The organism is Pseudocolwellia sp. G5-9 (genome assembly GCF_055808995.1).
Genome location: NZ_CM147893.1, coordinates 563258 through 581522, shown reverse-complemented (window position 1 = coordinate 581522; position 18265 = coordinate 563258). Strand labels below are relative to the sequence as shown.

General features: G+C 36.2%; 21 protein-coding genes. 1 reads left to right on the top strand and 20 read right to left on the bottom strand.

The annotated features are described in order from the left end of the window. Positions 1 to 102: 102 nt before the first annotated feature. From AC0L5Q_RS02480 to AC0L5Q_RS02410, 15 genes are all read right to left on the bottom strand, one after another. Complete coding sequence (locus AC0L5Q_RS02480; protein WP_473614137.1) at positions 103 to 552, bottom strand: hypothetical protein; 450 nt, start codon at positions 550 to 552, stop codon at positions 103 to 105. A gap of 141 nt (positions 553 to 693) precedes the next feature. Next, positions 694 to 912 (bottom strand): BrnA antitoxin family protein, encoded by a 219-nt coding sequence (locus AC0L5Q_RS02475; protein ID WP_101342692.1) that lies wholly within the window; start codon positions 910 to 912, stop codon positions 694 to 696. Positions 913 to 914: 2 nt separating this feature from the next. After that, positions 915 to 1199 carry a BrnT family toxin gene (locus tag AC0L5Q_RS02470; RefSeq protein WP_473614136.1) on the bottom strand — a complete coding sequence of 95 codons (285 nt, stop codon included), beginning with the start codon at positions 1197 to 1199 and terminating at the stop codon, positions 915 to 917. Positions 1200 to 1686: 487 nt separating this feature from the next. Beyond that, complete coding sequence (locus AC0L5Q_RS02465; protein WP_473614135.1) at positions 1687 to 1953, bottom strand: hypothetical protein; 267 nt, start codon at positions 1951 to 1953, stop codon at positions 1687 to 1689. An 83-nt stretch (positions 1954 to 2036) separates the two neighbouring features. Then, positions 2037 to 2846 (bottom strand): DUF3592 domain-containing protein, encoded by an 810-nt coding sequence (locus AC0L5Q_RS02460; RefSeq protein WP_473614134.1) that lies wholly within the window; start codon positions 2844 to 2846, stop codon positions 2037 to 2039. Between the two features lie 459 nt (positions 2847 to 3305). Then, positions 3306 to 3650 (bottom strand): hypothetical protein, encoded by a 345-nt coding sequence (locus tag AC0L5Q_RS02455; protein WP_473614133.1) that lies wholly within the window; start codon positions 3648 to 3650, stop codon positions 3306 to 3308. 448 nt (positions 3651 to 4098) lie between these two features. Then, a complete protein-coding gene (locus AC0L5Q_RS02450; RefSeq protein ID WP_473614132.1) occupies positions 4099 to 4515 on the bottom strand; it encodes a hypothetical protein in 417 nt (138 codons plus the stop codon). Between the two features lie 799 nt (positions 4516 to 5314). After that, positions 5315 to 5701, bottom strand: coding sequence for a hypothetical protein (locus AC0L5Q_RS02445; RefSeq protein ID WP_473614131.1), 387 nt, complete (start codon positions 5699 to 5701; stop codon positions 5315 to 5317). 214 nt (positions 5702 to 5915) lie between these two features. Further along, positions 5916 to 6056: a hypothetical protein gene (locus AC0L5Q_RS02440; RefSeq protein ID WP_473614130.1), complete on the bottom strand. Its 141-nt coding sequence runs from the start codon at positions 6054 to 6056 to the stop codon at positions 5916 to 5918. A 120-nt stretch (positions 6057 to 6176) separates the two neighbouring features. After that, positions 6177 to 6866 carry a hypothetical protein gene (locus AC0L5Q_RS02435; protein ID WP_473614129.1) on the bottom strand — a complete coding sequence of 230 codons (690 nt, stop codon included), beginning with the start codon at positions 6864 to 6866 and terminating at the stop codon, positions 6177 to 6179. A 463-nt stretch (positions 6867 to 7329) separates the two neighbouring features. Beyond that, positions 7330 to 8061 (bottom strand): SDR family oxidoreductase, encoded by a 732-nt coding sequence (locus tag AC0L5Q_RS02430; RefSeq protein ID WP_473614128.1) that lies wholly within the window; start codon positions 8059 to 8061, stop codon positions 7330 to 7332. Positions 8062 to 8836: 775 nt separating this feature from the next. Continuing rightward, on the bottom strand, positions 8837 to 9253 hold the full coding sequence (locus AC0L5Q_RS02425; protein ID WP_473614127.1) for a hypothetical protein: 417 nt from the start codon (positions 9251 to 9253) through the stop codon (positions 8837 to 8839). A gap of 101 nt (positions 9254 to 9354) precedes the next feature. After that, a complete protein-coding gene (locus tag AC0L5Q_RS02420) occupies positions 9355 to 9849 on the bottom strand; it encodes a hypothetical protein (protein WP_473614126.1) in 495 nt (164 codons plus the stop codon). Continuing rightward, positions 9830 to 10177: a hypothetical protein gene (locus tag AC0L5Q_RS02415; protein ID WP_473614125.1), complete on the bottom strand. Its 348-nt coding sequence runs from the start codon at positions 10175 to 10177 to the stop codon at positions 9830 to 9832. Before AC0L5Q_RS02415 ends, AC0L5Q_RS02420 begins: the two co-directional genes overlap by 20 nt. 718 nt (positions 10178 to 10895) lie before the next feature. Next, positions 10896 to 12218, bottom strand: coding sequence for an IS4 family transposase (locus tag AC0L5Q_RS02410; RefSeq protein ID WP_473614124.1), 1323 nt, complete (start codon positions 12216 to 12218; stop codon positions 10896 to 10898). A gap of 534 nt (positions 12219 to 12752) precedes the next feature. Here AC0L5Q_RS02410 and AC0L5Q_RS02405 point away from each other — a divergent pair. Then, positions 12753 to 13790, top strand: coding sequence for an IS110 family RNA-guided transposase (locus AC0L5Q_RS02405; protein ID WP_473614123.1), 1038 nt, complete (start codon positions 12753 to 12755; stop codon positions 13788 to 13790). A 292-nt stretch (positions 13791 to 14082) separates the two neighbouring features. Here AC0L5Q_RS02405 and AC0L5Q_RS02400 read toward each other — a convergent pair whose 3' ends face one another. From AC0L5Q_RS02400 to AC0L5Q_RS02380, 5 genes are all read right to left on the bottom strand, one after another. Then, entirely contained in the window at positions 14083 to 14331 is a 249-nt protein-coding gene (locus tag AC0L5Q_RS02400; protein ID WP_473614122.1) for a hypothetical protein, read from the bottom strand. A gap of 219 nt (positions 14332 to 14550) precedes the next feature. Beyond that, positions 14551 to 14850 carry a hypothetical protein gene (locus AC0L5Q_RS02395; RefSeq protein ID WP_473614121.1) on the bottom strand — a complete coding sequence of 100 codons (300 nt, stop codon included), beginning with the start codon at positions 14848 to 14850 and terminating at the stop codon, positions 14551 to 14553. A 799-nt stretch (positions 14851 to 15649) separates the two neighbouring features. Continuing rightward, positions 15650 to 16441, bottom strand: coding sequence for a DUF3800 domain-containing protein (locus tag AC0L5Q_RS02390; RefSeq protein WP_077343698.1), 792 nt, complete (start codon positions 16439 to 16441; stop codon positions 15650 to 15652). Positions 16442 to 16904: 463 nt separating this feature from the next. Next, a complete protein-coding gene (locus AC0L5Q_RS02385) occupies positions 16905 to 17216 on the bottom strand; it encodes a hypothetical protein (protein ID WP_473614120.1) in 312 nt (103 codons plus the stop codon). A 445-nt stretch (positions 17217 to 17661) separates the two neighbouring features. Further along, positions 17662 to 17913, bottom strand: a complete 252-nt coding sequence (locus AC0L5Q_RS02380; protein ID WP_473614119.1) for a hypothetical protein — start codon at positions 17911 to 17913, stop codon at positions 17662 to 17664. Positions 17914 to 18265 lie beyond the last annotated feature (352 nt).

Genomic DNA, 18265 nt, shown 5'->3' with positions numbered 1-18265 from the left:
CGCTTTGCTAAGCGGCTAAAAATGGCTGGCTATAATAGCGAGGAACGAAGCACAGCCAGCTGTTTGTGTCCGTTTAAGCAACTTGTTAGTGAGCAACTTCACCTATGTGCAGTCTCTTGATATTTCATACATATAGCACAACACAAACAATAGTATTTCTTGTATATTTTGATCATTGGTGTCTGAGTAGATTTTATGTACTTCTTCCCACGGGAAAAGACTTACCTTGAACTCATAAGTACCTATATCTTTATTCCTAGATTGAATTGTCCATGTGTCAGAAAATAGTTTTTGTTTAGCTAAAACTAGTTGGTTCCCACCTAACAATTCAAATTGATAATTTTTAAGTCTGAGTATTTTTAATTTTAATTTAACAGTGTTACGTCTAAATAATAAGTCATTTTTATTTGAGTAAATACGATTACCATTTGAATGTAACGTAACATCAGGTATATCACCAAAAGAAAACCTTCCAGTGATTTGTGTAGAGAAACGCACATAACATGCAGAAAAAATTCTAATCTCTCTTATAAGTGAAGCTAATTCATTCATATTTTAATCTAAAGGCTAAATTTACTCTCAATACTTTTTTGCTCACTAACGCCTTGCTAAGCGGCTAAGTACAATTTGCTATAATGCGCGAAGCGCGAGCAAACTGTACGTGTCCGTTTAAGCAACTTGTTAGAGCTACGACTACGCATGCCAGTTAATATCTATTTTTTTATGTGTCGCAACACAGTCTCGAAGATATAAATTTATTAGGCTTTGGTAAGGAACACCTGATTCCTCAGCCATGCCTTTAAAGTAAGATATAACATCTTCTCCAAGACGCATAGTTACAGGTTTTTTTAATTTACTTGCGTAAGGATTTTTACGCGATTTCATTGCGGATAAATCATATTCATCTTTCATTATTAATGCCCTCGCTGGTAATTTTTACTTTCGTTCTTCGTTGCTTTTCGAGCAGAGATAACTCTAATAGTATTCCCATCGTCACGTTCACAGTGACAAACAAGTAATAAATTAGTTTCATTGCTCATTCCAAGCATCAAAAATCGGTCTTCCGTATCGGAGTTCTCTTGATCAAAGAATTGTACGGCAAAATCATCAAAAAATACGGATTTAGCTTCTTCGAAAGAAACACCGTGTTTTTTGATATTTGTTACAGCTTTAGCTGCATTCCATTCGAATTTTATCATATGTACATTGTATGTACGTAGGAGGGGAATGTCAAAGTAGTTCTAACGCCCAATTAATGGGCTTTTATTGCTGGCTAACATTGCGAGGAACGAGCACAGCCAGCTGTAAAAGTCCCGTTGAATTGCTTGTTATATGCCTGACAAACCTAAACATAAATACACAAGCGACTAGTAAAAGATGGTAGTAATAAACGCACTATAAATTGAGCTACCCACAAATGCCAGTACGAAATAATAGCTTTGTTACATTACGAAGTAATAAAAACAACAAAGCTTATTAGTGACTATTGGAAAACTATAATAGCGAAACCCGTAGCAACGTTTACAAAAGTACGTTTGATAACAATATTTTTAGCTAAACCAACAATACAATTTGAGTGCATATAACGCCTCATTCAGAGGCAATAAAATAGCTGGTTAAAATTAGCGAGGCACGAGCAAAAACCAGCTGTTTTTTGTCCTGCTGAAATGACTTGTTAGCCGTACTTCACTCTAAAAAATCATTTATCCAAGAAATATGACTTTTATTAACCGCTTTAAATGGTATTAAAGAGTTAAAATCTAATTCCCAGCGTTTAAATAGAATAAACAATTGATTAATTGTGTCCTGTTTCACAGGTTCATTTAGCTCAATAAACAAATCTAAACCTTGGCCTGATACGCTATGATAATCTGGTAATGAGTATATCCATTCAAAGAATTTATTTTCGTCAACTGGCTCCCAAAACGTTGGGCCTTGTACTACGATTCTCACGATAACTCCTGTACGGCTAACGCCTCACTAAGAGGCAAATAATAGTTGGTTAAAATAAGCGACGAAGGAGCAAAAACCAACTGTTATTTGTCCTGCTTGAGTGACTTGTTATATTTTTTCAGCTCTTTCTCTACTAGCATGTGACATGCTTTAGTAACTGTTTTTGGATAGTTTTTTGAACTAGGATGTTCGAAGCTACATACTAACTGTACAGCCTTTGAACTTTTACTGTTTGAAAAAAAATCCTCTTTAACTGTGAGCTGAAACCCCTCATCCATTGCCATAGGTGTTATATAATTATATTCCTTCTGAATTTTTGCCTTTATATCACTACCTAATAAATTAGCTCTAATCGAGTTTGCAACTTTAAGTTTTTCTATTTTAGGCGCATCTAATTCAATAGGGATCATTACTTCTGCATAAAGATTTGAGTTTTGAGATGATACATAACTCCAAAAATTCCAGCCCGCCGGTACCCAAAAATAAAATCCAAAAATTAAGAAGCCTAACAAATATAAATGATGAACTCTTATTCCTGGAGCTAAAATTGATTTAGAAGGTTTTCTGGGGTTAACGTACACGTCGACTTTCCAACCTTTACCGTACGCCCCTAAAATATCTTCTGCCTGCGACTTTATATTACTACTCCCAACCGCCACAGCGACATAATCGTTAATATATTTCCTCCCATCATAGAAGTACTCATACTCAATTTCAGGACCGTACATCATGTCTCCATCAGAATCATAAGTTCCTTTTAATTCAGATTTAGTGATTACAGCTTCTGTCTTATGCCAGAGATAAGATCGATAACTAAACAACAAGAACAGTAAATAAATAGCAATCGCTATATTTATTAAAGCAGAGATTACAACTCCGCCATCAAACTCCATACGCCGACCTCAAGAAAAATATAACGCCCAATTAATGGGCTTTTATTGCTGGCTAAAATTGCGAGGAACGAGCACAGCCAGCTGTAAAAGTCCCGTTGAATTGCTTGTTATATGCCTGATAAACCTGAACTTAAATACATAAGCAACTAGTAAAAACCGGTAGTAATAAACGCACTATAAATTGAGCTACCCACAAATGCCAGAACGAAATAATAGCTTTGCCACAAAAGTCTCTTTAAAAAGGCAAAGCTTATTAGTGACTAGTGAAAAACTACAATAGCGAAACTCGTAATAGCACATAAAAAAGTAAGAGTTAACAAACAAATTTTTAGCTAAAGCCCCCTACTTCATGAATTGCATATAACGCCTCGTTAAGAGGCAAAAAATTGTTGGCTAATATTAGCGACGAAGGAGCAAAAGCCAACTGTTTTTTGTCCTTTTAAACGACTTGTTAGAGTTTCATTGCTCTGATTTTAAAAATCTTTGGTAGTGATTTTCCACGTCACCTTTGGATAACAATTTACCCTCAGACTCTCTATCTAGCAAAGTTTCCATGTAAGAGAGTATATTTTCGTGAGTTAACTCTTTTTGATTTGGAAAAAATTCATTAGGTGCGATTTTAAAATCCAACCAACTTCCGTCGTCGTCAAATGCAATATGAGAACCCCATTTTGAAATGAATAATTCACCATCACGATCATCAAGCACGATACTTACTTCGTAATAATAAGAGTCCTCATCAAATGATTCTGAATATGGAAACTCTTCGCCATTTTCACTGACGATGATTTTATCGTATGACATGAAGAAACTCTAACGCCCAATTAATGGGCTTTTATTGCTGGCTATAATTGCGAGGAACGAGCACAGCCAGCTGTAAAAGTCCCGTTGAATTGCTTGTTATATGCCTGATAAACCTGAACTAAAATACAAAAGCCGGAAGTAAAAGACGGTAGTAATAAACACACTATAAATTGAGCTACCCACAAATGCTAGAACGAAATAATAGCTTTGTTACATTACGCAGTAATAAAAACAACAAAGCTTATTAGTGACTAGTGAAAAACGACAATAGCGAAACTCATAGCAGCGTTTACAAAAGCACCTTTGATAAAAACATTTTTAGCTAAACCAACCATACTATTTGAGTGCATATAACGCCCCATTAAGAGGCTAAAAATAGTAGGCTATAATCGAGCGAAGCGAAGAGCCTGCTGTTTTAGTCCTACTTGAATGGCTTGTTAGCTATTTATTATAATTCATCCGATATTTTCTTAGATATAAATTTATAAAAAAATAAAATTGAATCTCCGTCACCATTGTACAAGTGCTTTTCTGCCTTAGCATGAGGGGAAGCCATTACCCCTTCCTTTAAATTTATACCCATATCCCCTTCAGGATAGTAAGCCCAGTTACCACCTAGGTTTGATATGAGTGCTTCTCCTAGAAAAGTACCAATAAGACTTACCAGTTTATCTTTTGAATCATCATCCGCTTGATCACGAACAGTATTAATAAAGTTATCTAATACCTCTATAGATTCGATGTTATATCCAAGTTCAAAGTCATATTGTTCTTCAAACATATTTTTAGTATATGAAACATATGCATTGAGAGCATCCAATGCTTCACCGGTTACTGGTTGATACGTGTTTTTTACTTCGGTCATACACTTCTCCTTGTTATAAAACTAAAATAGCCAACGCCCAATTAATGGGCTTTTATTGCTGGCTAAATTTGCGAGGAACGAGCACAGCCAGCTGTAAAAGTCCCGTTGAATTGCTTGTTATATGCCTGATAAACCTAAACTTAAATACAAAAGTTAGAAGTAAAAGACGGTAGTAATAAATGAACTATAAATTGAGCTACTCACAAATGCTAGTACGAAATAATAGCTTTGCCAACAAAGTCTTTTAAATACGCAAAGCTTATTAGTTACTATTGGAAAACTACAATAGCGAAACTCGTAGCAGCGTTTACAAAAGTAAAAGTTAATAACCGAATTATTAGCTAAAGCACCCTACTACATGAATTGCATATAACGCCCAATTAATGGGCTTTTATTGCTGGCTAAAATTGCGAGGAACGAGCACAGCCAGCTGTAAAAGTCCCGTTGAATTTCTTGTTATATGCCTGATAAACCTAAACATAAATACACAAGCAACTAGTAAAAGGCGGTAGTAATAACCACACTATAAATTGAGCTACCCACAAAAGCCAGAACGAAATAATAGCTTTGCCACAAAAGTCTCTTTAACAAGGCAAAGCTTATTAGTGGCTATTGAAAAACGATAATAGCGAAACCCGTAGCAGCGTTTACAAAAGTAAAAGTTAATAACCAAATTATTAGCTAAAGCACCCTACTTCATGAATTGCATATAACGCCTCATTCAGAGGCTAAAAATTGTTGGCCAAAATGGCGAGGCACGAGCAACGGCCAGCTGTTTTTAGTCCTTTGCAATGCCTTGTTAGAGTTTTTTTGATAGCGTCTTGTATTGACAAAAATACACGGCAGCTGAATATAAACCTACCAGCATAAAATACAAACCAGATTTAGAGCGTATCATATTGCTAGATATAAAATCAGGCAATGAAAATATTAAAAAGAAAACTGCTATACATCCAGAAAATACAGCAATAACCTTTCTGAGAAATTCAAAGTGATAACTTAAAAAGTTAAGAGCTACTAGAAAAAACACATAAATTAAAGTTAAACCATGAACTTCAGCATGACCAAAAAATGCAAGCGACCAAAGCCCTAACAAGATTCCAATACCACCGATTATCGTAGAACATTTATTAATTCCGGAGTCAGGATCTACAAAATTTAATTTATAACGATACTTGTTCGTCAATGAACACTCCAAAACTCTAACGCCCAATTAATGGGCTTTTATTGCTGGCTTATAATGTTGAGGAACGAAACAGCCAGCTGTAAAAGTCCCGTTGAATTGCTTGTTATATGCCTGATAAACCTGAACTTAAATACATAAGTTAAAAGTAAAAGACGGTAGTAATAAATGCACTATAAATTGAGCTACCCACAATTGCCAGAACGAAATAATAGCTTTACCACAAAAATGTCTTTAACAAGGTAAAGCTTATTAGTGACCATTGGAAAACTAGAATAGCGAAACCCGTAGTAGCGTTTACAAAAGCACCTTTGATAAAAACATTTTTAGCTAAACCAACAATACGATTTGAGTGCATATAACGCCCAAATAACAGGCTAAAAAATAGTGGGCTAAAATGAAGCGGAGCGAACAGCCCGCTGTTTTTAGTCCTTGTTGATTTTCTTGTTAGGCATATATTACACCTAGCTGATTATTATTAAATTCTTACACCATTTGCAAAACTGCAATTAGGAAAGAAAGGATAACGATCGACGGGCTTAAGCTCAATAATATTTATTTTACTTACTTTATCAGATTCTACTTTTTGCTCAATTTCAAAGTAAAACCACCAACGTTCGTTAAATGATGTAAATTCTATATAAGGATAACTTCTTATTTTCCAATGTCCTTTGAGATGATCTGTTCGCTCGTGCGTTTTGTTAGCAAAAGTGAGTAGATAGGTGTTATCCTTGTTTATACGAAGGCTCACTAAAGTATCGCAATTTCGACTTTCGTAATCATTAGCTAGATCTTGATTAGCAATTTTATCTTTTTGTTTTATTCCTTCTGGGAGTAAAAACAAACCAACACTATTTTTGCTGTACCAATGATTACCAGACACAAGTGCTTCCACACTAGGAATAGTCCAACCTATTTCAGAAAGTGAATTTATTAAAGTATCTAAAGTTTTATCTCCTTTAATAAATGGAGAATAAAGGAGTGTTGATTGATGAATTGTTTCTGGAAATGAAAGATTATTGGTTACAACGTTAAAGTTAGACTGGTCTAATTTTAAGCTTATTTTTTCTATTTCTATATCAGATAAATAACGCGTATATAAATGAACTTCAGTAGAAGAACACGCCAATAAAGTAATACTAAATATTATAACACTCAAAAATTTCATTAAATCGCATCCCTACGAATATGCCTAACGCCCAATTAATGGGCTTTTATTGCTGGCTAAAATAGCGAGGAACGAGCACAGCCAGCTGTAAAAGTCCCGTTGAATTGCTTGTTATATGCCTGATAAAACTGAACTTAAATACAAAAGTTAGAAGTAAAAAACGGTAGTAATAAACGCACTATAAATTGAGCTACCCACAAATACCAGAACGAAATAATAGCTTTGTTACATTACGCAGTAATAAAAACAACAAAGCTTATTAGTGACTATTGAAAAACCATAATAGCGAAACCCGTAGCAGCGTTTACAAAAGCACCTTTGGTAAAAACATTTTTAGCTAAACCAACCATACTATTTGAGTGCATATAACGCCCTATTAACAGGCAAAAAATTGTTTGCTAAAATGTTGAGGAACGAAAACAGCAAACTGTTTTTTGTCCTTGTTTAATAGCTTGTTATACGGTTATTTCCCACCAGCAACATCGACGAACGTACCTGTGATAAATGATGCTTCATTTGATAGCAGAAACGCAATAGAAGCAGCAACCTCTTTAGGTGTACCACCACGTCGTAAAGGTATTAATGGTTTAACGCGTTCAACTCTATTAGGTTCACCGCCATCTCCATGCATATCAGTATATATAAAGCCGGGTCGAACACAGTTTACCCGAATATTTTGATTAGCAACTTCAAGAGACAAACCAATTGTTAATGTATCAATTGCTCCTTTTGATGAAGCATAGTCCACGTACTCACCAGCAGAGCCTAGCCTTGATGCAGCCGAAGATACATTAACAATTGAACCACCATTTTTCATTCTGTTGATTGCTTCACGACAACACAAAAAATAACTGGTGACATTTGTCGTGAGAATTTTATTAATTCTTTCTGCTGTCATTTCTGACACACGCATTTGCGGTAACAATATACCTGCGTTATTTACTAAATGGGTTATTTGACCTAATGATTTATCTATGGTGTCAAATAAACGAATTACATTATCTTCTTTTGATACATCCGCTTGTACGGCGATAGCCGTACCACCGTCTTTTTCTATGCACGATACAACCTTGGTTGCCTCAGCTTTATTCGAAATATAATTAACGCATACAACATAATTCTGTTTTGCTAGATATTTAGATGTCGCAGCACCGATCCCTCGACTACCGCCCGTAACTAAAACTATCGGCTTCATCAATACTCCGTTTACCGTATAACGCCCAATTAATGGGCTTTTATCGCTGGCTATAATTTGCGAGGAACGAGCGCAGCCAGCTGTAAAAGTCCCGTTGAATTGCTTGTTATATGCCTGATTAACTTTAACTTAATTACTGAAGTTTAAAGTAAAAGACGGTAGTAATAACTGCACTATAAATTGAGCTACCCACAAATGCCAGAACGAAATAATAGCTTTGTTACATTACGTAGTAATAAAAACAACAAAGCTTATTAGTGACTATTGAATAACTACAATAGCGAAACTCGTAGCAGCGTTTACAAAAGTAAGATTGATAACAATATTTTTAGCTAAACCAACCATACTATTTGAGTGCATATAACGCTTTGCTAATGGGCAAAATACCGTTTGCTAAAATTGGCGAGGTACGAGCCGAGCAAACTGTATTTTGTCCTGTTAAGCAACTTGTTATGTGTAAAACCAAGTAAAAAACTTAGCCTGAACAATAACGAAGCTACCCTTAATTAAAATTATCCTTGAGCCATTTAAGCCCAAACGAGAATGAAATAATAGCTTTACCACAAAACTTGTTTTGTAATTGCGTAAAGCTTATTAGTGGTGGCAACCAAACTTATAATGGCGAAACACACCACTTAATTTTTAATATTTCTTTTTTTTTAGTTACAAACATATAACGCCTCATTCAGAGGCAAATAATTGTTGGTTAAAATAGCGAGGCACGAGCAACAACCAACTGTTATTTGTCCTGCTGCAATGCCTTGTTATATGGCGCTTACTTTAACTTTATATAGTCTTTATTTAATAGATAACTTGCAAAACCAAAATACAGGGCACCACCTAGATATGCAACTGGGAAGTGATCAACTAAAGTAATATAAATGGTTAAGCCTATGATTATTAAAAATACAATCAAGCATAACGCAGCCATAACTCTACCAATAATATAAATGTTTTGAGCAAATAACTTTAAGATAAATAAAACAGCCAAACCAATAACATTAACGACTATAATTTTTAAGTCATCTTCGTGAGCGAAGCCTGTATCTGGGTGATAATAAAAAATACCATGTGCAAAAAAGCAGACGACCAGCATTCCCCAAAAACCATATAATACCCAAGTAGATGAATCAAAAAATTCACTAGTTGAGTTAGGTGTTGGAAAAGATGCTTTGTACCGATTCTGATTCAAGTGCACGCGCCTTATAACGCCCAATTAATGGGCTTTTATTGCTGGCTAAAATTTGCGAGGAACGAGCACAGCCAGCTGTAAAAGTCCCGTTGAATTGCTTGTTATATGCCGGATGCCACCGCCCGTACTTTGCAACTATGATACAACTTTTTATCTAGAATCTTACCACTTGGGATTGCTATTGCTATAGTTGCAGAGGTATTTAGAATTACATCTTTATTGGTTGGACTTGTTATATGAAACTCAATTCTGTCTTTATCGAGTTCTAAAACCTCAGCGCAAACCAAGCAACTTTTACCGTAAATTTCGTCAGCGTATACGGCGACTTTATCAAGGGATTTATCTAAAAGAGGTTTATCAATATCCAATTCGATTTCGTTAACACATAGCTCAATAGCTTTTGCGAAATTACAAAATAAACATATTGAAATTAGTGCTAAAAGTTGAATTCTACGCATAGTTCCCTTAGGCATATAACGCCCAGCTAAGCCGCCGGAACGGAGTTGTTTGTTTTGTGCGAGCGTAGCGGAAAAGCACAAAACGAGCAACGCAGTGGAGGTCGGTTTGAGCTGTTTGTTATGTGCTGCTAAGCTCACCAAGTATCTCTCTGATTTCTGATAGACCCTTTTCATTTAGCACGTAGCAACCATCATCGTTTTTGGCTTGAAAATCATCGTACGCCCAAAGAACCTCTACACGCTCTCTGATCTTATCCAACTGCTTATCGAAAATTGGAACACTTAGAAAATCATCCCATAGATCTTCACTCACAACTCCTGATTCCATTTTAAGCAATATAGCTTCAACTTCTTCGCGACTTCTTTCGACTCTCTTTTCGAGCAACTGAGAAAAGAACGCGACACCCGTGCCTATTGCTAACACAGGAAGCCATATTATCCATTTTAATAAATCGAAAACTTTCATTTCATGACTTGCACATAACGCCCAATTAATGGGCTTTTATTGCTGGCTAAAATTTGCGAGGGACGAGCACAGCCAGCTGTAAAAGTCCCGTTGAATTGCTTGTTATATGCCTGATAAACCTAAACATAAATACACAAGCAACTAGTAAAAACCGATAGTAATAAACGCACTATAAATTGAGCTACCCACAAATACCAGAACGAAATAATAGCTTTGCCAACAAAAGTTTTTTAAATAGGCAAAGCTTATTAGTGACTAGTGAAAAACTACAATAGCGAAACTCGTAGCAGCGTTTACAAAAGTAAGGTTGATAACCAAATTGTTAGCTAAGCACCCTGCTTCATGAATTGCATATAACGCCCAATTAATGGGCTTTTATTGCTGGCTATAATTGCGAGGAACGAGCACAGCCAGCTGTAAAAGTCCCGTTGAATTGCTTGTTATATGCCTGATAAACCTAAACATAAATACATAAGCAACTAGTAAAAGATGGTAGTTATAAACGCACTATAAATTGAGCTACCCACAAATGCCAGAACGAAATAATAGCTTTGCCAACAAAAGTCTTTTAAATAGGCAAAGCTTATTAGTGACTATTAAAAAAGGATAATAGCGAAACCCGTAGCAGCACATACAAAAGTAAAAGTTAATAACCCAAAATTAGCTAAAGCACCCTACTACATTAATTGCATATAACGCCCAATTAATGTAATGCCGTTCACTTAAGGTGAGCGGCATTTCTTTTTTTAACAGGGTACCTATTCTTAGAACACTTCAATTCTCGCGGATAACTCCGCTCTCTACGTGCTGGCAATACAAACTGTTTGGCACTTTTGGTTATATCCATAACAAATTTTGACACATTTCCTGGCGAACAAAATGGCAACATAGTCAGTTGATAAATTATGTGCATTGAAGCACCATGAAAACTTAATTGGTTTGGATGTATTGAATCGAGTGACTTTGCCATTAATACCATTTGATAACGGATCAGATTATAAGCGAGTAATATCCCCCACAACTCTTGTTTTATAAGCTCAGGTTGATTACTACGCAAGGTAAATTGGCTATCAAGTAGTGACTGCTTCATTTCTCTAAAACCAAGTTCTATCTCCCACCGATGTCCGTATAAATCGACAATATCAGCGACAGGAAACTTCATTGCATCCGTCATAGACGTTAACACTTCGCACGCTTTACCATTAACCTTTCTCGATACTAATCGAGCTTCAATTGATTCAGGTAATTCAGGAAACTTCTTTCGTGCTTGGGGACAGGCGGTTAAACGAACTATTTTATCTTGGCGTCCTAATGAACGAACAATGTCATATTGTACGTTCTTTTTTAGCGGTATCAGCCAATGACGTGATATTCCCGTGGATTGCCAACGATAAAGTAATCCAAGCGAGTAGAAGCCTCTATCAAATAGTGTCAAGCTATGATCTGGTGTTGTTTCAACTAGCGAGCCAGCTAATTTCATTTCGTTAATATCAACACTATCAAAAGCACTTTGTGTTAATAAATGACTTGTTAATTCCATCTGGCATACCATGCGCACTTGGGGGTAACTTGCCTTGCCATGAGAGTTTCCTGTACGTGCAAAATATTCATTATTTTCTTTTGAGTCAGGTGTTCGCCATACAACGCCATCAACACCTAATAGTGTCAATCCACACCATGTGGGGTGAGTAGACTCCTCATGCCATAGCGATTGTGTTTTATTAAAAATAGATTCTATTGCTTTATGACCAAGTTTCTTTCTTGCTTGTGTTACGGCACTAGGTGCAACATAGGGGGCACCGTTAGGTAGAATGATATCAAGCTGATTAACTAATTGGCGAATAGACATTTTACGAAATAAAGCCATACCAATAACAGCCCACACCATTTGCTCCATAGGAAGCTTGCGCTTCCTTATGGTCGCAATACCTGACTGAGCCAACGCTTCATCAACGATGCTTGGGTCTAATAATTCATTTAATCCTGTAAATTCAGTAAAACTATTTTGTGAAACTTGTGATAAGGCGGTAGAGAGTTGCAAAAGAAAAGGCTCCTGAATAAATTCAGAAGCCTTTATATACTAACCAGAAGATCGGTCAATGGATCGTTAAACATTTCTTAACTGATCGGCATTACCAATTAATGGGCTTTTATTGCTGGCTATAATTTGCGAGGAACGAGCACAGCCAGCTGTAAAAGTCCCGTTGAATTGCTTGTTATATGCCTGATAAAACTGAACATAAATACACAAGTTCAAAGTAAAAGACGGTAGTAATAACCGCACTATAAATTGAGCTACCCACAAATACCAGAACGAAATAATAGCTTTGCCACAAAAGTCTCTTTAACAAGGCAAAGCTTATTAGTGACTATTGAAAAACCATAATAGCGAAACCCGTAGCAGCGTTTACAAAAGCACCTTTGATAAAAACATTTTTAGCTAAACCAACCATACTATTTGAGTGCATATAACGCCCAATTAAGGGGCTAATAAATAGATAATTGGACTCCCTCACCCTTAACGAGTGAGGTAATATTGTAGTTACCACACCAAAATATTATAAAGAGTCCTAATATGTATCGTACTAGAGTTGGCGTTGATTTAGCAAAAAAAGTTATTCAAGTTTGTATTTATAGAAACAATAAAGTGCAGTCGAATATCGAAATGACACCGGAAGAATTCCTTTATTGGCTTATCAACAATAAACCCGTTACGATAATATTTGAAGCTTGTAGTACGTCTAACTACTGGAAACAAAAAGCCATTGAAGCAGGTCATGATGCCAGGTTAGTTTCAGCGAAACTGGTATCAGTCGTCAGACAAAGTCAAAAAACAGATAAAAACGATGCCCTCGCTATTGTTCAGACCACCTTCATGCCAGATGTGACTTATATTGGCGGAAAAACGGTTGAGCAACAACAACTACAGTCCATTAAACGCTTAAGAGAATTATCGGTTAAACAACGCGACGCCTCTCAAAAACAACTCATTGCTTTGCTTTTTGAATTAAACATCAAAATTTCAAGTCGTAGAGGAGGAATAATTTCAGCAATAGAAGGTGTGTTAGAAGATGCCTGCAATGGCTTGTCAACAGAGTTCCGCAGGGCTATTTTCTTAGCAAAAGAGCACTTGAGAGGGCTGTTTGAAGATATTAAGCATTATGATAACTGTATGGAACGTTCGGTTTCTGCCCACCCAGAATGTAAAAAGCTCACTAAGCTAGAAGGTGTTGGTCCAATGAATGCGATTAACCTTTATATTGCGTTGGGCTGTTTAGATATTGGGTATTTCAGTAAAGGAAAAGACGCCTCAGCCTGTATTGGCTTAACGCCGATACAGCATTCATCAGGCGGCTTAGTTAAGTTAGGCTCTATAGGGAAGTTTTGCAAAAATAGTCGGCTAAGAAGTCAACTAATCTGTGGCGCAACTGCAGCAGTTCAGCACGCAATGAAGCGAAAAGCTAAAACAAAAAAAGATGCCTGGATCCAAAGCTTAGTTGAACGTAGAGGTAAAAAGTGTGCTGCAGTAGCGTTAGCAAATAAAACAGTAAGAACAGCGTTTGCGATGTTAACGCAAGGTACAGAATACAAAGCTGAATTACTCGCAGCTTAATACGAGTTCAAACGACAAAATGCACTAACGAAGATAAAAATCAACTGGTTTAGTCAGTAGCCAACTAAGAGCCTAGCGCTCGCTTTATAGATTTGACAACCAGTTCGCGTAAATATCAAAGAGCCTGAGATAGCTTCTCATTTAGAGCTCGTACATAAGTATGCATTAATTTCTTTGTTTTAAGTTTTGTTGTTGACAGGAGGGAGTCCACATAAGTTGGCTAAAATAGCGAACGAAGTGAGACTAGCCAACTGTTTTTAGTCCCACTTGAATTGCTTGTTATGCTTTTAGTTTACCGTTCTTTATTTGATTGGGAAAGGACGGAAGCAGCTAACTCTTTGGTATCAGAATTATACTTGGTACTTTTTAATACTTTAGAAGCTAAATCTTCCAACTCAGCTCCAGTTTGTTTACTTTTAGACTTTTGAGATAAAGCTGATGCAGCAAGCTTTTTAGCTGTTTGCGAAGCGTTATTATCCGTCAAGGTTTTAGCTGCTTTTGATGCAACCTTTTTCGATGTAGCTTTTGTGTTTTTAGGCATAGTGCCTCCATGTGGTTTATTAAAGTTCGAAGCAACGACTTCATTAAATTACATGGGGACGAAGTACTGACAATTCAACCAGTACTGATTAAATACTCATGACTTCAGAAAAGCATAACGCCCCAATAAGGGGCTGATAATTGTTTGCTAAAATGTGAAGCGGAGCGGAACCGAGCAAACTGTTAGCAGTCCCGTATTAATTGGCTTGTTATATGCCAACTACTCAATTATTAATTTATAAAGTGCGTATATTGGCAGAAGCACTAACCATAACCCTAATGACATTTGAAATATTAGAGCTTGCCACCATGGAACTTCTGTTGCTTCGGTTTCATCCCATTTATCATCAGTTAGCACAACCGAATTAAAATCAGCTTTGAAGAACTCGTCTACATTTGAATTTTTCTCATTCAACGCTTGATCAATAGCTCCCTTTAAAGCAATTAAACCTGCTTCATTTCCTACAACACAATCAACATAAGTTTCACTATTGATTTTCACCCAAGGCTTTTCATTCATGCCGAAATCTCATTGGCTTATAACGCCTCATTCAGAGGCTAAAAATTGTTGGCCAAAATAGCGAGGCACGAGCAACGGCCAGCTGTTTTTAGTCCTTTGCAATGCCTTGTTATATGCCTGATAAACTTTAACTTAATTACTGACGTTCAAAGTAAAAGACGGTAGTAATAAACGTACTATAAATTGAGCTACCTACAAATGCCAGTACGAAATAATAGCTTTGTTACATTACGAAGTAATAAAAACAACAAAGCTTATTAGTGACTATTGAAAAACTACAATAGCGAAACCCGTAGCAGCGTTTACAAAAGCACCTTTGATAAAAACATTTTTAGCTAAACCAACCATACGATTTGAGTGCATATAACGCCCAATTAATGGGCTTTTATTGCTGGCTAAAATTGCGAGGAACGAGCACAGCCAGCTGTAAAAGTCCCGTTGAATTGCTTGTTATATGCCTGATTAACTTAAACATAAATACACAAATTCAAAGTAAAAGACGGTAGTAATAAACGCACTATAAATTGAGCTACCCACAAATGCCAGAGCGAAATAATAGCTTTGTTACATTACGAAGTAATAAAAACAACAAAGCTTATTAGTGACTATTGAAAAACTACAATAGCGAAACCCGTAGCAGCGTTTACAAAAGTAAAAGTTAACAACCAAATTATTAGCTAAAGCACCCTACTTCATGAATTGCATATAACGCCGTTTTAAGCGGCAAATTGCAGTTGGCTAAAATAAGTGAGGCACGAACAAAAAGCCAACTGTAATTTGTCCGGCTTGAAAACCCTTGTTAGGTGCGAAATGGCAGAGGATATTTTAATGTGATTTTCTCTGTACTTATTTCTCGTGAACCAAACCTTGGATCGAAGAAGTACCAAATATTAAATTTTCTTTCACTATTCCAAGTGTCATGCTTAAGGTTATCCCATCCCAAATACGAAGCAATATTATTTGCTACTGCCAATTTAGCAGGTGAAGATGCTTTACCTTGAAATGCACTCATTACAGCACCCAATAAAAAATCTGCTATTTGGATATGCTCAGAATCCTTAGAGTCTTTAGTAACTACACTTTTAATTAGTGCTTCACCACCAAGTTCCTTTTTTAACATGCTGTTAGCTATTTTATGAAAAGCTTCATCTGCTTTTTTATATCTTGATGGTAGAGGATCTACTTCAATTCGAAATTCACATTCACGATTAGGGTGAGCCTTTAACACGGCCTTAATTTTCGCGGAAATAAGCTGTGTGAAGTGTTTTCTCATTGCTAAATCGTAATCACCATCATGAAAAGATTTGTCGACCATACCTTTTCTAATAACAATACAATGGAATGCTAACCAAGAATTTTTAAAGAACATATCAATTAGTTCGGAATAAAACTCTGCATACCTTTTACTGTGCGCTTTTTGCCACTTGATTTCATCATGCATGCGATGCTTTTCACGAAGTTCACGGATTATTCGAGTGAAATCCCCCCGTCTTTGGTATTTCATCCACAGAGAGCCAAACCCATAATAGACTTGCCCATCAATACCTGATTCATCGCATCCAACATGCCAGATTAATTTACCAAGACTCATCCGTGACTCCTATAGCACCTAACGCCCAATTAATGGGCTTTTATTGCTGGCTATAATTTGCGAGGGACGAGCACAGCCAGCTGTAAAAGTCCCGTTGAATTGCTTGTTATATGCCTGATAAACCTAAACATAAATACACAAGCAACTAGTAAAAGACGGTAGTAATAAACGCACTATAAATTGAGCTACCCACAAATGCCAGTACGAAATAATAGCTTTGTTACATTACGAAGTAATAAAAACAACAAAGCTTATTAGTGACTATTGAAAAACTAGAATAGCGAAACTCGTAGCAGCACTTACAAAAGTAAAAGTTAATAACCAAATTATTAGCTAAAGCACCCTACTACATGAATTGCATATAACGCCTCATTAAGAGGCAAAAAATTGTTGGCTAAAATCAGCGACGAAGGAGCAACAGCCAACTGTTTTTTGTCCTTTTGAATGACTTGTTAGCAGTACATTACACTGCCTCAATGTTACTGCCCTTAAACCACAAGCAATCATTATCTAAGTCTATTTCGTTAGATAACTCATCGTATGGATCCAAACTTAAATAAACCATACCGTCATTTACAATAAGCTTGCATTGACTAATGTAACTAGCTGAAAAGTCTTCGTAAAGTAAATATTCAGTAAGGTTATGAATCTTGTATGAATAAGAGGTGCCATCATTTGTCATAAGCTTAACTTCAGCGAAATTATTAGATGTTTCCCAATCGTATCCGATAGTGATTTGAGATAGCATTTTATCTCTGAAACTAGATGAGTCCACGAAACCTTCCTTGTACTGCTAACGCCCAATTAATGGGCTTTTATCGCTGGCTAAAATTGCGAGGAACGAGCACAGCCAGCTGTAAAAGTCCCGTTGAATTGCTTGTTATATGCCTGATAAACTTTAACTTAATTACTGAAGTTCAAAGTAAAAGACGGTAGTAATAAATGCACTATAAATTGAGCTACCCACAAATACCAGAACGAAATAATAGCTTTGCCACAAAAGTCTCTTTAAAAAGGCAAAGCTTATTAGTGACTATTGAAAAACTATAATAGCGAAACCAGTAGCAGCACTAACAAAAGTATCTTTGATAAAAACAATTTCAGCTAAAGCACCCTACTACATGAATTGCATATAACGCCCAATTAATGGGCTTTTATTGCTGGCTAAAATTTGCGAGGAACGAGCACAGCCTGCTGTAAAAGTCCCGTTGAATTGCTTGTTATGTACAATTACTGCTTTGATTAACTTCTTTTTCTTGATAGCCAAAAAACTTAGTACCTGATTGATTATTTTCTTTACGCTGATATAAAAGACGAATGTATAAGAAAAATAATACTAGCGGTCCAGCTATTAAACCTAAACAAAAGATAATTATCTGGGTGAATTGTGAATAACCTAATTCCATTGCCCATTTAGCACTCAAAATCCCAAATAAAAAAGCTACCGAACCCGTTGTTAAATTTATATCCATATTACTCTCCATAGTTAGATTTACACAATTTGTACATAACGCCCAATTAATGGGCTTTTATTACTGGCTTAAAATGTTGAGGAACGAAACAGCCAGCTGTAAAAGTCCCGTTGAATTGCTTGTTATATGCCTGATAAACCTGAACATAAATACTAAAGTTCAAAGTAAAAGACGGTAGTAATAAATGCACTATAAATTGAGCTACCCACAAAAGCCAGAACGAAATAATAGCTTTGCCAACAAAAGTCTTTTAAATAGGCAAAGCTTATTAGTGACCATTGAATAACTAAAATAGCGAAACTCGTAGCAGCGTTTACAAAGGTAAAAGTTGATAACCAAATTATTAGCTAAA